The organism is Streptomyces sp. NBC_00513, from assembly GCF_041431415.1.
Lineage (GTDB): Bacteria > Actinomycetota > Actinomycetes > Streptomycetales > Streptomycetaceae > Streptomyces.
The window spans coordinates 2941575-2956690 of the sequence record NZ_CP107845.1 but is presented as its reverse complement, the minus strand read 5'-3'; the positions used below and the strand labels follow the sequence as shown (position 1 = coordinate 2956690).

Below are 15116 nucleotides of genomic sequence, written 5' to 3'. Positions count from 1 at the left end.
GAGTCACGTCCTCGCGGGGGCTTTCCGTTGGACACGCCCGCACGTGAAGGTTGAGAAGACGATCACGAGGCGGACGGGACGGTGGCGCCGATCAGCCCTTGGCGGGGATCAGCAGCGGGGTGTTGGCCTTGGCGTCGGCGTACCGCTTGGAGACGTCCTGCCAGTTGACGACGTTCCACATGGCCTCGATGAAGTCCACCTTCTGGTTCTTGTACTGAAGGTAGAAGGCGTGCTCCCAGGCGTCGAACACGAGGACCGGCACGGAGGCCTGCCCGACGTTGCCCTGGTGGTCGTAGACCTGCTCGACGATCAGTCGGCCGCTGATGGGCTCGTACGCCAGCACGCCCCAGCCGGAGCCCTGCGTGGCGGACGCGGCGAAGGTCAACTGCTTCTTGAACTTCGCGAAGGAGCCGAACGACTCGGTGATCGCGTCGGTGAGGTCGCCCAGGCCGTCGGCCGCGGTCGGCTCGCCGCCGCCCTCGCCGGTCTTCGGGCTGGCCATGTTGTGCCAGTAGATGCTGTGCAGGATGTGGCCGGAGAGGTGGAACGCGAGGTTCTTCTCCAGGCCGTTCAGCGCGCCCCAGTTCTCCTTGTCGCGCGCCTCCGCCAGCTGCTCCAGCGTGTTGTTGGCCCCGGTGACGTAGGCCGCGTGGTGCTTGTCGTGGTGCAGCTCGATGATCTGCGGATTGATCACCGGCTCCAGCGCCGCGTAGTCGTACGGAAGCTCAGGAAGCGTGTAGATGGCCATGCGTGTATCCGGTCCCCTCAGCGTGCCAACCGCTCATGGTGCGACAGTTATTGCAATCAATGCGCAACTGCACGCTAGCAGTATCTATTCCTGTCGACGAGTAAGGGTTGCCTCTCTTGTCAAGACCGCCGGAACGCCGAAAGCCGGGCCCATGCGATCGCATGAACCCGGCCTTCGACCAGGGGTGGAGCGGGGGTGGAACGGCGGTGGAGGAGCGGCGGAGCGGGAGGTGTCGGAGGGTCAGACCGTTTCGCGCGACCCCGCCCGACGCTGCATCACATAGCCGGTGACCGCGAGGGCGACGGTCAGTCCGCCGGTGAAGAGGACCTGGACCCGCGTGTCGTCACCGCGGACCATCAGCGCCAGCACGCCGACGACCCCGGCCAGCGCCACCCAGGTCAGGTACGGGAAGCCCCACATCCGCACGACCAGCTTCTCGGGGGCCTCCCGCTCCAGCCGGCGGCGCAGCACGAACTGGGAGACGGCGATGAAGCCCCAGACGACCAGGATCACGCCGCCGACCATGTTGAGCAGCCAGGCGAACAGGGTGTCCGGGTACCAGTAGGACAGCAGCACGGTGACGAAGCCGAAGCCCGAGGAGGCGAGCACCGCGCGCCGGGGCACGCCCCCGGAGGCCTTGCCGAGCGCCTTGGGGCCCTGCCCGCGGGCGACCAGCGAGTAGGCCATGCGGGAGGAGCCGTAGATGTTGGCGTTCATCGCGGAGAGCAGCGCGATCAGGATGACCACGTTCATGATCTCGCCGGCCGCGGGGATGCCCAGGTGGTCCAGGGTCGCGGCGTACGGTCCGTCCTCGGGCACCGCCGGGTCGTTCCACGGCAGCAGGGTGACGATGACCAGCATCGAGCCGACGTAGACGATCGCGATCCGCCACATGGTGGTCTTCACGGCCTTGGCGACGCCCTTGACGGGGTTCTCCGACTCGGCCGCCGCGATGGTCACCGTCTCCAGGCCGCCGTACGCGACGACCGAGGCGAGCAGACCGACCAGTAGGCCGTCCATGCCGTTGGGCAGGAAGCCGCCGTCGTGGACCAGGTTGGCGGAGCCGGGGGAGGAGGTCCCGGGCAGCAGGCCCAGGACGGCGAGCACGCCCAGGCCCAGGAACAGCGCGATGGCGCCGATCTTGAGGGCGGCGAACCAGAACTCGAACTCGCCGAAGTGGGAGACCGCCGCCAGGTTGGACCCGCAGAAGAGCGCCATGAACGCCAACACCCACATCCACGAGGGGGTGCCCGGGAACCAGCCCGTCATGATGTGCGCCGCGCCGATCGCCTCGATGGCCACGCCCACGCACAGCAGGGTCCAGAACATCCAGCCGGCCGTGAAACCGGCCCACGGGCCGATGGCGCGGTCGGCGTGCACGGAGAAGGAGCCGGAGGCGGGGTTGGCGGCGGACATCTCGCCGAGCATCCGCATCACGAACATCACGAGGATTCCGGACGCGGCGTACGCGATCACGATCGACGGGCCCGCGGCCGCGATGCCGGCCCCGGAGCCCACGAAGAGCCCGGCCCCGATGACCCCGCCGAGGGCGATCATCGAGAGGTGGCGCTGCTTGAGGCCGTTGCCGAGGGGGGAGGACCCCGGTTCGGTCGGCGGTGACTGCCGGTCGGACGGGTTCAGGGTGCTCTGACTCATGGGGGTGGTGCCTTGTCCGGTGCGGGGACGGGATGGGGCCCAGTCTGCCGATCGTCCGATAACCGGACGTTCGCCGTCCAGCATGCGGACTCTCGCCTCACGGGACGTGATCACCCCCGCGCGTACGCGGAACAGGCCCGGGACACCGGTCCCGGGCCTGTTCCGCGTACGTCGGCGAGCGGGCTCAGGGCCGCCGGGCCCGCAGCTCCCGCACTCCCGCCACGACCAGCACCGCGGCGGCCGCGCCCGTGGACCACAGCAACTGCGGCCGCGCCGAGTCGTCGAACAGCATCAGGACCAGCACCACGGCCATCCCGACCAACGCCGCCCACGTCAGGTACGGGAACAACCACATCCGCAGCGTCAGCCGCTCCGGCATCTCCCGCTCCAGCACGCGACGCAGCCGCAGCTGCGAGACCGCGATCAGCGCCCACACGAACAGCAGCACCGCGCCGACCGCGTTGAGCATGTAGAGGAAGACCGTGTCCGGCCACAGCAGGTTCAGCACCACCGAGACGAACCCGAACGCCACCGAGGCGAACACCGCCCGCCGCGGCACCCCGCCGCCCGAGACCCGCAGCAGCCCCTTGGGCGCCTCGCCCCGCTCGGCCAGCGAGAACACCATCCGCGAGGACCCGTACAGGTTCGCGTTGAGGGCCGAGAGCAGCGCCACGAAGACCACGATGTTCATGATCTGACCGGCCGCCGGGATGCCGATCGAGTCCAGCACGGCCACGTACGGGCTCTGGCCCGGCTCCAGGGAGTCCCACGGCAGCAGGGTCACGATGACCACCATCGAGCCGACGTAGAAGAAGAGGATGCGCCACACCGCGCTGCGCACCGCGCGGGCGACCGAGCGGGCCGGGTCGTCGGACTCGGCCGCCGCGATGGTGACGACCTCCAGGCCGCCGAAGGCGAAGACGACGGCGAGCATGCCGGCGACCACGCCGCCCATGCCCTGGGGGAAGAAACCGCCGTGGCCGGTCAGGTTGGCCGCGCCGATCGGGTCGGTGTCGGGCAGCAGCCCGAGGATGGCGAGGGTGCCCAGGATCAGGAAGAGGACGATCGCGCCGACCTTCAGCGCGGCGAACCAGAACTCGAACTCGCCGAAGTTCTTCACGGCGGCCAGGTTGCTCACGGTGAAGACCACCATGAAGATCAACACCCAGATCCACTGGTCGACCGACGGCACCCAGCCGTTCGCGATCTTCGCGGCGCCGGTCGCCTCCACGGCGAGCACCACGACCAGCAGGAACCAGTACAGCCAGCCGGCGGAGAAGCCGGCCCACCGTCCCAGGGCCTTCTCCGCGTACACGGAGAAGGATCCGGAGGCGGGCATCGCGGCCGACATCTCGCCGAGCATCCGCATCACGAGCATCGCGAGGACGCCCGCGAGCAGGTACGAGCAGATGATCGCGGGGCCGGCGATGCCGATGCCGGCGCCGGAGCCGACGAAGAGCCCGGCGCCGATGACGCCGCCGAGGCCCAGCATGGTCAGGTGGCGCTGCTTCAGGCTGTGGCTGAGGGGTTCGGAGGGGAGCTCACCCGTGGTGGCGGGCGGGTCGGGCAGGAGGTCGCGCATGAGGAGTGCTCGTACTCTCGTTCGGCCTGGCGGCGGTGGGGGCTCCGCGACTGGTTGGAGGGAACCTACAGTCTCGCTGGAGGCCGTCCATCCGCGCAAAACGGACGTGCGGGCGGTAGTTGCTCGTGATGCGGATCACTTCAACTGGGGTGTGACCCGGGCTCTTTGTGTACTCCCCACCAAACCGGGGAGTACGGCTTTGTCCCGGCCGGCGGTGGGGCGGAGCCCTGCACCGGACTAACGTCGGTGATCGTCCCGTCACCACCACCCCCGGAGCCTCCCGATGAGCACCGCTTCCGTCTCCTTCCGGCCCGGCGCCGTCCTCGCCGACCTGCTGCCCGCGAGCCGCGTCCGTGACATCGCGCTCGTCGTCGGCGGCGCCGCGCTCACCGGCATCGCCGCGCAGATCTCCGTGCCCGTCCCCGGCTCCCCGGTCCCGGTCACCGGCCAGACCTTCGCGGCCCTGCTGGTCGGCACCGCGTTCGGCGCGCGCCGCGGCTTCCTCGCGCTGGCCCTGTACGCGCTCGTGGGCATGGCGGGCGTGCCGTGGTTCGCGGGCGGCACCTCCGGCGCGGGCGGCGCCTCCTTCGGCTACGTGCTCGGCATGCTGCTCGCCGCCACCGTCGTCGGCGCCCTCGCGCGGCGCGGCGCCGACCGCTCGGTCGCGCGCACGGCGGCCACGATGGTGCTCGGATCCGCGCTCATCTACGCCGTCGGCGTGCCCTACCTGGCGCTGTCCACCGGGATGTCCTTCGGCGCGGCCGTCGCGGCGGGCCTGACCCCGTTCCTGCTCGGCGACGCGCTCAAGGCCGCGCTGGCCATGGGCGCCCTGCCGGCGGCCTGGAAGCTGGCCGGCCGCCGCGGCTGATCCCGTACGCGTCGACGACGCAGCCCCCGGACCGCGAGCGGCGGTCCGGGGGCTGCTGTCGTTCACGGGCGATCGATCGCTCAGACGCGCGCGGCGGCCTTGCGGCGCATGTCGCGCACCACGCCGATGGCCAGCACCACGGCCGCCACCAGCAGGGAGAGCAGGACGACCTGGCGGTTGTCCTTGTCGTAGACCATGTAGGCCAGGACGAAGGTGATCATCCCCGCGGTGGCCCAGGTGAGGTACGGGAAGAGCCACATCTTGACGGTGAGCTTCTCCGGGGCCTCGCGCTCCAGGATCTTGCGCATGCGCAGCTGGGTCAGGCAGATGACCAGCCACACGAAGAGGGCGATGGCACCCGAGGAGTTCAGCAGGAAGCTGAAGACCGTGTCCTTGAAGGCATAGTTGAAGTAGACGGCGACGAAGCCGAACACCACGGAGCCCAGGATGGCGGCCGTCGGGACGCCCCTCTTGTTGACCTTGGCGAAGACCTTCGGGGCGTCACCGCGCTCGCCCAGCGAGAACGCCATGCGGGAGGCGGTGTACAGGCCCGAGTTCAGGCAGGACAGCACGGCGGTCAGGACGATCACGTTCATGATCTGGCCGGCGTGGGCGATGCCGATGGAGTCGAGGGCGGCCACGTAGGAGCCCTTGTCGACGATCGACTTGTCGTTCCACGGCAGCAGGGTCAGGACGATGAAGATCGAGCCCAGGTAGAAGATGCCGATGCGCCAGATCACCGAGTTGGTGGCCTTGGTGACCGCGCGGCGCGGGTCCTCGGACTCGCCGGCGGCCAGGGTGACGATCTCGCTGCCCATGAAGGAGAAGACGACCATCAGCACACCGGTGAGGATCGAGCCCCAGCCGTTGGGCATGAATCCGCCCGCGTCGGTGAGGTGCGCGAATCCGGCGCCGGGGTTGTCCGAGCCCGGCAGCACGCCGAAGACGGCCAGCATGCCGATGATCACGAACGCGCCGATGGCGACGACCTTGATGCCCGCGAACCAGAACTCGAACTCGCCGTACGAGGCGACCGAGCCGAGGTTGGTGACGGTCAGGACCGCCATGACGATCAGAGCCCAGGCCCACTGCGGGACGGCCGGGACCCAGCCTTCGAGGATCACCGCGCCGGCGGTGGCCTCCACGGCCAGCACGACGACCCAGAAGAACCAGTACAGCCAGCCGATGGAGAAACCGGCCCAGCGACCGAGCGCGCGGTCGGCGTAAGCGGAGAACGAGCCCGAGTTCGGGCTGGCGGCGGCCATCTCGCCGAGCATCCGCATCACGAAGACGACCATGGCGCCGACGAGTGCGTACGAGACGAGGATGGCGGGACCGGCCTTGGCGATGCCGCCGCCGGAGCCGACGAAAAGACCGGCGCCGATGACGCCGCCAATGGCGATCATGGACAGGTGGCGGTTCTTGAGACCGGCCTTCAGACCGTCGGAGGGCTTGGCGTCGCCGGGGGTGCCGGAGGGGTCGCCTGCCTTCTGAAGGGTCGTCGTGGAGCTCATGGACGATTCCTTAGGTTCTCGGGTTGCGAGCCCCGGCATTCAAACCTGAGTTACCTCCAATACGGAAGAGTTTCTTCCGATGGTTGCCTTGGGCACAAGGTCCGGGACGAAGGTCCCGACCCGTCCTGTCTGGGTTCTTTGGGTTTATTTGAGGTTGAGAAGTGATTTACGCGACACCCGCTGCGGGCCGCGGGTCCGGCTCGTGCCACACTCGACCCATGCGCGTGTACCTCGGATCCGACCATGCCGGCTTTGAGCTCAAGAACCACCTGGTGGACTGGCTCAAGAACAACGGCCACGAGCCCGTCGACTGCGGGCCCCACATCTACGACGCCGTCGACGATTACCCGCCCTTCTGCCTGCGGGCCGCGGAGCGGACCGCCGCGGACGGCGAGAGCCTCGGCATCGTGATCGGCGGCTCCGGCAACGGCGAGCAGATCGCCGCGAACAAGGTCAAGGGCGTCCGCGCGATCCTCGCCTGGAGCGTGGAGACCGCCAAGCTCGGCCGTGAGCACAACAACGCCAACGTGATCTCCGTCGGCGGTCGGATGCACACGCAGGACGAGGCCCTCAGCTTCATCGAGGCCTTCCTGGCGACCCCGTACTCCGGCGAGGAGCGCCACACCCGCCGCATCGACATGCTCTCCGCCTACGAGCTGACCGGCGAGCTGCCCCCGATCCCGGCCCACCACCCGCAGGCCTGACACCCCTCCGCCGTGCCGCCGGAAAGCCCCGGTGGCGCGGCGGTTTCATGCCGCCGTCCGGCCGCGCGGCGCCGCCGCGGCGCGTCCGCCCGGCCGCCCCGTCGTCGAGGCGTCCCGTCGTCCCGTCGTCGTGTCTCAAGGAGCAGCGCCGTGCCCGAGGGGCATACGATCCACCGCCTCGCCCAGGACCACACCGAGCGGTTCGCCGCCCGCCCGGTCCGGGTCAGCAGCCCGCAGGGCCGGTTCGCCGAGAGCGCCGCACTGCTCGACGGCCGGGAGCTGGAGAGCGCCGAGGCGCACGGCAAGCACCTCTTCCTGGAACTCGGGGACGCCTGGATCCACATCCACCTCGGCCTCTTCGGCAAGCTCGGCTTCGGTCCCGCCCCGGCCCCGCCCGCCACGGACACCGTGCGGCTGCGCCTGCTGAACGCGGACCACTGGGCCGACCTGCGCGGCCCCACCGCCTGCGCGCTGATCGGCGACGGCGAGAAGAAGGCGATACACGACCGGCTCGGCCCCGACCCGCTGCGCCCGGACGACGACCCGGACCGGGCCTGGGCGCGGATCTCCCGCTCCCGCACCACCGTGGCGGCCCTCCTCATGGACCAGAAGGTGATCGCGGGCGTCGGCAACGTCTACCGCGCGGAGGTCCTCTTCCGCCACGGGATCGACCCGTACCGCCTCGGCAGGGACCTCACCCGCCGCGAATGGGACGCGATCTGGGCCGACCTGGTCCTGCTGATGCGCGAGGGCGTACGGAACAACCGGATCGACACCGTCCGCGACGAACACCTGCCCGAGGCCATGGGACGCCCGCCCAGGGTGGACGACCACGGCGGTGAGGTGTACGTCTACCGGAGGGCGAACATGCCCTGTCACATCTGCGGGGGCGAGATCCGCACCGCCGATCTCGCCGCCCGCAACCTCTTCTGGTGCCCCGACTGCCAAACGCGCTAGCTGTATTGACCCGCAGGGTTGTTAACACGGTTGATGGGTGGGTTGCCGTCGAGTGCGGTGTGGCAGCGGTGGTGGTTGTAGGTGTGGAGGAAGTCTGTCAGGGCTTCGGTCCGTTCCTGGTTGGAGGTGTAGGGCCGCAGGTAGGCCCACTCGTCCAGCAGGGTGCGGTTGAAGCGTTCGACCTTGCCGTTGGTCTGAGGCCGGTAGGCGCGGGTGAGTTTGCCGCTGGCGCCGAGCTCGGCCAGGACGTTCTTCCAGGCCAGGCCCTTGCGGTAGGCCCACGCGTTGTCCGTGAGGACTCGTTCGATGCGGGTGATGCCCTGGGTGTGGAAGAACGCGGCCGCGCGGGTGAGGAAACCCGCGCAGGTCGCGACTTTCTCGTCGTTGTGGATCTCGCTGTAGGCGAGGCGGGAGTGGTCGTCGACCGCGGAGTGGATGTAGTCGAAGCCCATCTGGCTGCGGGTGGCCCGGCCGGCCTGGCGGCCCAGAACCTTGTGGCCGCCGCCGTCGGGGATCCGGCCGAGTTTCTTCACGTCCACGTGGATGAGTTCGCCTGGGTGGTCGCGTTCGTAGCGGCGGATCACAGTGCCGGTCGGACGGTCCATGAACGCGAGGCGGTGCATGCCGTGGCGGGTCAGGATCCGGTGGACGGTCGAGGCGGGCAGCCCCAGGACCGGGCCGATGCGGGCGGGGCCCAGTTTGCGTGCCCGCCGCAGGTCACAGACTCTCGTCTCGACGTCGGCGGGGGTCCGGTGCGGCGTCGTGCGGGGCCGGCTGGAGCGGTCGTGGAGCCCGGCCTCGCCTTCGGCCCGCCACCGTCGCATCCACTTGTGGGCGGTGGCCCGCGATATGCCCATCTCGGCGGCCACGTGGGCGACCGGTCGGCCCGATACGACGCGTTCGACCAGCAGACGCCTACCGAAGACGGTCAGCCGGGCATTACGGTGGGACACGAAGACCTCCGTCGTGCAATGGGTTCCTAGACAGCTCCCACCACACCGGAGGTCTTCGTCATGTTCAAGACCCGCCGAGTGTCAACAACGCTCGTGATCAATACAGCTAGCGCCCGACCGGGCGCCGCCCGCCGGAACGCGTGCGGCAATCGCGACCCGTGCGGCAGTCGGAGCCCGTGCCGTGCCGCGACCCGGGCGCCCGCCGGAACCCGTCCCGCGCTAGAACCCGTGCGGCAGCCAGGGGGCCACATCGCCCCGGAAGGCGCGCGAGGCCTCCGCCAGGGCGCCCGGGCGCAGCTCGCGGACCCGCCCGGCGGCGGCCAGCGAGCCCAGGGTGATCCCGCCCAGGTAGGCGGACCCGAGCTCCCGGACGGACAGCTCCAGCTCGGCCGGCTCGGCCGTCCGTACGCAGGACGCACCGCCCTTCTCGTCGACGGTCAGCCGCCACCGCCCCTCGTTCCACGGGCAGAACGCGTCCTCCACCTCCAGGACCACGTCCAGCGGCGCCCCGTACGCCCGCGCCTCCAGCGCCGCGCTGACGTCCACGAGTCGCACGTGCAGCGTGTCGCGCGGGAACGGCCGGGACCGCCGGATGTCGCTGACCAGGTGCAGCACCGGATCGTCGACCGGCCGCCTGGTCGCCCGTACGGAAGAGGTCAGGTCGATCTCGAAGAGGTAGCGCCACAGCGCGGCCGTGGCCGTCGGATCCAGCGCGTCGAGGTCGGCCAGATCGACGCGGCCCTCGGCGCCGGTCAGCTTCCAGTCGGGCTTCACCCGATAGCGCGCGTACCCGACCACCTCCCCGTCCGGGCGTTGCGCCACCACGCACTTCAGCGGGGACGCCCCGTCCCGCATGCTCTCCGGGTCCAGCAGCGCCTGCCGTTCCCAGCCCGGCTGCCGGGCCGGCATCCCGGGCCGCCGGGGGACCAGCTCGGCGTACACCCGCTCGCAGTCGGGCAGCGCCTTCTCCGGGTCCACGAGCCGCAGCACGACCTCGTCCGTGCCCGGCGGCACGGCGAGCCGCACCCGGACCGTGTCGATGTCGACGGCCAGGCCGTACGCGCCGGTGCCGTAGCCGAATCGCCCGTAGATCGCCGGTTCCGAGGCCGTCAGCACGGCGAGCGCCTCACCACCCGCCCGGATGTCGTCCAATTGGCGGCGCATCATCGACGTCAACACCCCGCGCCGACGGTGCGTCGGCGCCACACCCACCATGGTCACCCCCGCCGCCGGCACCACCGAGCCGCCGGGTACGGAGAGTCGGAAACTGAACGCGCCGGCCGAACCCACGCAGGTCTCGCCGTCCCAGACGCCGAGCGAACGCTCGTTCTCCGTCAGAGACTTGTACAGTTCCCGCTCCGCCGGGGATTCGGGCACACCACCGAACGCCAGTTCCAGGTGGTCGTACCAGGCATCCCACTCATCAGCCTTCAATACGCGCGTCTCAAGAGCCGTATGGCCATCCTTACCAGGGCATTCCGTCCCAGTCGAAATGATTTCGACCGGCGATGTGCCTCAGGTCCGGGGGTACCCCTGCGCACGCACAGCCAGGATGGATAGGGTCCCGATGCAATGGCCGGAGCACGTGTGGAGACGCTCATGGCCCGGACACGCATGCTGTGGCACCGGGCCCGCACCACCCTGCGCAAATCGGCGGTCGACTACTTCCGCGGCGACGGCTCGGACTGGCTCGCCTTCGGCGGCCTGCTCCTGACCATTCCCGCCATCGCCTGCGGCACGCTGATGATGCCCGTCTGGTTCTCGCCGGCCGCTCTGGTCCTGCCCATCGTCGCCGGCGGCCTGCTGCTGAGACCCGCCAGCCTGCTCGCGCTCTACGCCGCCTCCGCCGCCGCCCTGATCGTCGAGGCCCTGGTCCTCGGCCCGTACACCCAAGGCCCCGCCCGGGTCACCCCGGGCACCGTGCTCGTCGTCGCCGCCTGCGGGTTCTTCGGTCTGGTCATCGCCCAGTTCCGCAGCCGCGTCGGAGTGCCCTGGCGGCGCGGCGGCACCATGCTCTTCGACCTGCGCGAACGGATCCGGGTCCAGAGCAAACTGCCCTCCCTGCCACCCGGCTGGCATCGCGAGATGGCCCTGCGCCCGGCCGGCGGACAGTCCTTCTCCGGCGACTTCGTCGTCGCCGCCCGCACCAACGGCGGCCGCACCCTGGAAATCGTCCTGACCGACGTCTCCGGCAAGGGCATGGAAGCCGGCTCCCGCGCCCTCCTGCTGTCCGGCGCGTTCGGCGGCCTCCTCGGCGCCCTCCCGCCCCACGGCTTCCTGCCCGCCGCCAACGGCTACCTCCTGCGCCAGGACTGGGAGGAGGGCTTCGCCACCTCCATCCACCTCGTCCTGGACCTGGAGAGCGGCGACTACGAACTGCTGTCCGCCGGCCACCTCCCCGCCCTCCAACTCTCCGCCGGCACCGGCCGCTGGCAGGAGGTCTCCGGCGAGGGCCCGCTCCTCGGCGTCTACGACGGGGCCGAGTTCGAGCCCGCCCGCGGCAACCTCCGGCGCGGCGACGTCCTCATGCTCTTCACCGACGGCCTCGTCGAGACCGCCGACCGCGACATCAGCGAGGGTATCGACCGCCTCACCGGCGAAGCCGACCGCTACGTCGCCGCCGGCTGGGAGGGCGCGGCCTGGCACCTCATCGAGAAGGTCGCCAAGGACGTCAACGACGACCGCGCCCTGCTGCTCATCCGCCGCTCCATGTGACCCGGTGGTGGGGTTTACCCCACCACCGACCCGCCTGGTTCCGCCATGGTCCGCACCCCGACGTGCTCCGTAGCGTCGGAACCACGATCAGGACCTGATCGGCGGACACGGACGAACGGGCACACCATGGGGATCCTGCGGAACAGGCGGCGGCGCGAGGAGCGGGAACCGGCGGACGCCCGGTACGGATCCCCGTCCCCCACGGACGCCCCGTACGGCACCCCGCCGCCGCCGGCCGCCGCCGCCGTCGAACTGCGCGGCGTGCGGCGCCGCTACGGGCGCGGCGGCGGCGCCGTACACGCCCTGCGCGGCATCGACCTCAGCCTGCCTCGCGGCAGCTTCACCGCCGTCATGGGCCCGTCCGGCTCCGGCAAGTCCACCTTCCTCCAGTGCGCCGCCGGCCTCGACCTGCCCACCGAGGGCTCCGTCCGCCTCGGCGGCACCGAGATCACCGGCATGAACGAGAACCAACTGACCGAACTGCGCCGCAGCCGCCTCGGTTTCGTCTTCCAGGCCTTCAACCTGCTGCCCTCCCTCACCGTCGAACAGAACGTCCTGCTCCCGATGCGCCTCGCCGGCGGCGGATCCGCCCGCCAGGGCCGGGCCCACGCCGCCGAACTGCTCGCCCGCGTCGGCCTGGAGGGCAAGGGACACCGACGCCCCACCGAACTCTCCGGCGGCCAACAGCAGCGCGTGGCCATCGCCCGCGCCCTCGTCACCCGCCCCGACGTGATCTTCGCCGACGAACCCACCGGCGCCCTCGACACCACCACCGCCGCCGAGGTCCTCGACCTGCTGCGCACCGCCGTCGACTCCCTCGGCGCCACCGTCGTCATGGTCACCCACGACCCCGTCGCCGCCACCCACGCCGACCAGGTGCTCTTCCTCGCCGACGGCCTCATCGCGGACCGGCTGCCGCGCACCGACGCCACCACCATCGCCGCCCGGATGCGCACCCTCACCACCCGCCCCGCCCTCGCGGGAGCGGCGGCCTGATGCCCACCCCGAACGGACTGGCCCGCGCCGCACTGCGGTTTCGCCCCGCGGCGTTCGCCGGCACCTTCATCGCCCTCCTCCTGACCGTCGCCATCGTGTCCGCCTGCGGAATCCTGCTGGAGAGCGGACTGCGGGCGAGCGTCCCGCCCACCCGCTACGCCCAGGCCCCCGTCGTGGTCGCCGCCGACCAGCGGGTCCACCTGCGGGCCGGCGCCGGCGAGGGCACCTACGAGGTCACCGCCGCCGTCCCCGAACGGGCCCGCGTCGACGCCGCCCTGCTGGAGCGGCTCACCCCGCTCGGCCGGACCGTCCCCGACGTGAGCTTCCCCGTACGGGACGACGCCGGAGCCACCCTCGACGCCTCCGGCTGGGGCTCCACCGCCTTCACCGGCGAACACCTCGCCACCGGCCGGGCCCCGACCCGCCCCGGAGAGGTCGCCCTCGGCACGGCCGGCCCCGACCGGATACGCCTGGACACCCCCGCCGGCCCCCGCGAGTTCCGCGTCGTCGGACGCGCCGACCGGCCCGGAGCCTGGTTCTCCGACACCGAGGCCCGCGCCCTGTCCGGCCACCCCGACGCGCTCGACGCCATCGTGCTCCTCGACGCGGACCCGCGCGCCGACACCCCGGCGGTCCGCGCCGCCGTCGGGAACCGCGCCCAGGTCCTCACCGGCACCGCCCGCGTCATGGACCCGCGGCTGGAGGGCGCCAAGGCCCTGCTGTCCGGCCTCGGCGGCTCCTTCGGCGGCGTCGCCACCCTCGTCGCCGTCTTCACCGCCGCCGGCACCGTCGCCCTCTCCGTCGGCCAACGCTCCCGCGAGTTCGCCCTGCTGCGGGCCATCGGCGCCACCCCCCGCCAGATCCGACGCACCGTCGCCACCGAGGCCCTGCTCATCGCACCCGTCGCCGGCGCGCTCGGCTGCGTACCCGGCATCGCCCTGGCCTCCTGGTGGTTCGGGCAACTCCAGGGGAAGGGCGCCATCCCCGACGCCGTCGAACTGTCCGTCTCCTGGATCCCCCTGCTGTCCGCCATCGGCATCGGCCTCGCCACCGCCCTGCTCGCCGGCTGGGCCGCCGCCCGCCGACCCGCCCGGATCCGGCCCGGACAAGCCCTCGCCGCGGCTGCCGTCGAACGCCTGCGCCCCGGCTGGATCCGCACCCCGCTCGGCCTCGCCGCCCTCGCCGGCGGGATCGTCTGCGCGGGCCTGGCCGCCGGGAACACCGGCGAGGACGCCGCCAACGCCTCCCTCGGCGTGGTCATGCTCTTCATGCTCGCCGTCGCCCTGCTCGGCCCGCTCGTCGCCCGCGCCTGCGCGGCCGTGTTCGGCCTCCCGCTGCGCGCCACCGGACCCGCCGGCCGCCTGGCCGCCGCCAACTCCCGTACCAACGCCCGCCGACTCGCCTCCGCGATCACCCCCATCGTGCTCGCCATGGCCTTCTCCTCGACCCTCGTCTTCCTGCACACCAGCCAGGACCGGGCCACCCGCCAACAACAAGAGGCCGGACTGATCGCCGACCACGTCGTCACCGACCCGCGCTCCACCGACGGCGGCATCGCCGTCACCCGGACCTCCGTCCTCGCCGTGATGGGCTCCGGCGCCGACCGGTGGCTCCAGTCCGCCACCGCCCAGGGCGTCTCCGGCGACCCGACCCCCGTCCAGGACCTGGGCGTACGCTCCGGCTCCCTCGCCCGCCTGCGCCCCGGCACCGTCGCGGTCGACCGCAGCCTCGCCGACTCCGCGCACGCCTCGGTGGGCGACCGCATCGACCTGCGGCTCCCCGACGGCACCCCGACCCGCCCCGAGATCACCGCCGTCTACACCCGCGGCCTCGGATTCGCGCAGGTCACCCTCCCCGCCGCGGACCTCGCCGGGCACACCACCTCGGGCCGCCCCACCGAACTCCTCGTCCGAGGCCCCGTACCGGCCGCCGCCGGCCCGGCGATCCCCGCCTCCCGATGGACCGCCGCCCAGGACCTCGACCGCGCCCTCAACGCCTGGGCCAACACCACCATGGCGGCCGTACTCGGCGGTTTCGCGGCCGTCGCCGCCGCCAACACCCTCGTGATGACCGTCCTCGACCGCCGCCGCGAACTGCGCATGCTGCGCCTCGTCGGCTCCACCCGCCGGCAGGTCCTGCGCATGCTCCGCTGGGAGGCCCTGCTGATCACCGGCGCGGGCATCACCCTCGGCTCCGCCATCGCCCTGGTCACCCTGATCCCGCTGACCAAGGCCGTCACGGGCGAGGGCCCGTACGTCCCACCCCTGGTATACGCGTCCTTCGCGGCGTCCGCACTGCTCCTCGGCCTCACCGCCACGGCCCTCCCCGGCCGCCTCCTCACCCGCCGCCCGTCGCCGACGACCTGACCCGCGGTCCGGGGGAGGGGGCATCCCCCCGGGGGCTCAGGGGGCCGGGCCAATCCC

Annotated in this window: 12 protein-coding genes; 6 read left to right on the top strand and 6 right to left on the bottom strand. The window is 71.6% G+C overall.

The features are described 5' to 3' along the window. Window positions 1-91: 91 nt before the first annotated feature. The 3 genes from OHA84_RS13805 to OHA84_RS13795 all read right to left on the bottom strand — a co-directional run bounded on the left by OHA84_RS13805 (window position 92) and on the right by OHA84_RS13795 (window position 3986). Window positions 92-748, bottom strand: a complete 657-nt coding sequence (locus OHA84_RS13805; protein ID WP_053674894.1) for a superoxide dismutase — start codon at window positions 746-748, stop codon at window positions 92-94. Window positions 749-988: 240 nt separating this feature from the next. Beyond that, window positions 989-2404: an amino acid permease gene (locus OHA84_RS13800; protein WP_266971491.1), complete on the bottom strand. Its 1416-nt coding sequence runs from the start codon at window positions 2402-2404 to the stop codon at window positions 989-991. A gap of 184 nt (window positions 2405-2588) precedes the next feature. After that, window positions 2589-3986, bottom strand: a complete 1398-nt coding sequence (locus tag OHA84_RS13795; RefSeq protein WP_266971493.1) for an amino acid permease — start codon at window positions 3984-3986, stop codon at window positions 2589-2591. A 283-nt stretch (window positions 3987-4269) separates the two neighbouring features. Here OHA84_RS13795 and OHA84_RS13790 point away from each other — a divergent pair, with 283 nt between their 5' ends. Then, window positions 4270-4854: a biotin transporter BioY gene (locus tag OHA84_RS13790; RefSeq protein ID WP_053674900.1), complete on the top strand. Its 585-nt coding sequence runs from the start codon at window positions 4270-4272 to the stop codon at window positions 4852-4854. 80 nt (window positions 4855-4934) lie between these two features. Here the strand turns inward: OHA84_RS13790 and OHA84_RS13785 are convergent, their stop codons facing one another. Further along, the gene (locus tag OHA84_RS13785; protein ID WP_053674902.1) at window positions 4935-6368 is read right to left on the bottom strand and encodes an amino acid permease; all 1434 of its coding nucleotides are present in this window, start codon (window positions 6366-6368) and stop codon (window positions 4935-4937) included. A gap of 218 nt (window positions 6369-6586) precedes the next feature. Here OHA84_RS13785 and OHA84_RS13780 point away from each other — a divergent pair, with 218 nt between their 5' ends. Together OHA84_RS13780 and OHA84_RS13775 are read left to right on the top strand one after the other, a co-directional pair. After that, window positions 6587-7072 carry a ribose-5-phosphate isomerase gene (locus OHA84_RS13780; protein WP_053674904.1) on the top strand — a complete coding sequence of 162 codons (486 nt, stop codon included), beginning with the start codon at window positions 6587-6589 and terminating at the stop codon, window positions 7070-7072. 150 nt (window positions 7073-7222) lie between these two features. Then, complete coding sequence (locus OHA84_RS13775; RefSeq protein WP_053674906.1) at window positions 7223-8029, top strand: Fpg/Nei family DNA glycosylase; 807 nt, start codon at window positions 7223-7225, stop codon at window positions 8027-8029. Here OHA84_RS13775 and OHA84_RS13770 read toward each other — a convergent pair. Then, a complete protein-coding gene (locus tag OHA84_RS13770; RefSeq protein WP_266971495.1) occupies window positions 8026-8982 on the bottom strand; it encodes an IS481 family transposase in 957 nt (318 codons plus the stop codon). The two genes, OHA84_RS13775 and OHA84_RS13770, sit on opposite strands and share 4 nt — an antisense overlap. Window positions 8983-9201: 219 nt before the next feature. After that, window positions 9202-10416, bottom strand: a complete 1215-nt coding sequence (locus OHA84_RS13765) for a GNAT family N-acetyltransferase (protein ID WP_266971497.1) — start codon at window positions 10414-10416, stop codon at window positions 9202-9204. 165 nt (window positions 10417-10581) lie between these two features. Between OHA84_RS13765 and OHA84_RS13760 the strand changes: the two genes are divergently transcribed. From OHA84_RS13760 to OHA84_RS13750, 3 genes are all read left to right on the top strand, one after another. After that, entirely contained in the window at window positions 10582-11697 is a 1116-nt protein-coding gene (locus tag OHA84_RS13760) for a PP2C family protein-serine/threonine phosphatase (protein WP_371591377.1), read from the top strand. A gap of 126 nt (window positions 11698-11823) precedes the next feature. Beyond that, window positions 11824-12693, top strand: coding sequence for an ABC transporter ATP-binding protein (locus OHA84_RS13755; RefSeq protein WP_266971499.1), 870 nt, complete (start codon window positions 11824-11826; stop codon window positions 12691-12693). After that, window positions 12693-15059 (top strand): ABC transporter permease, encoded by a 2367-nt coding sequence (locus OHA84_RS13750; protein WP_266971501.1) that lies wholly within the window; start codon window positions 12693-12695, stop codon window positions 15057-15059. The genes OHA84_RS13755 and OHA84_RS13750 overlap by 1 nt, the downstream gene beginning before the upstream one ends. Window positions 15060-15116 lie beyond the last annotated feature (57 nt).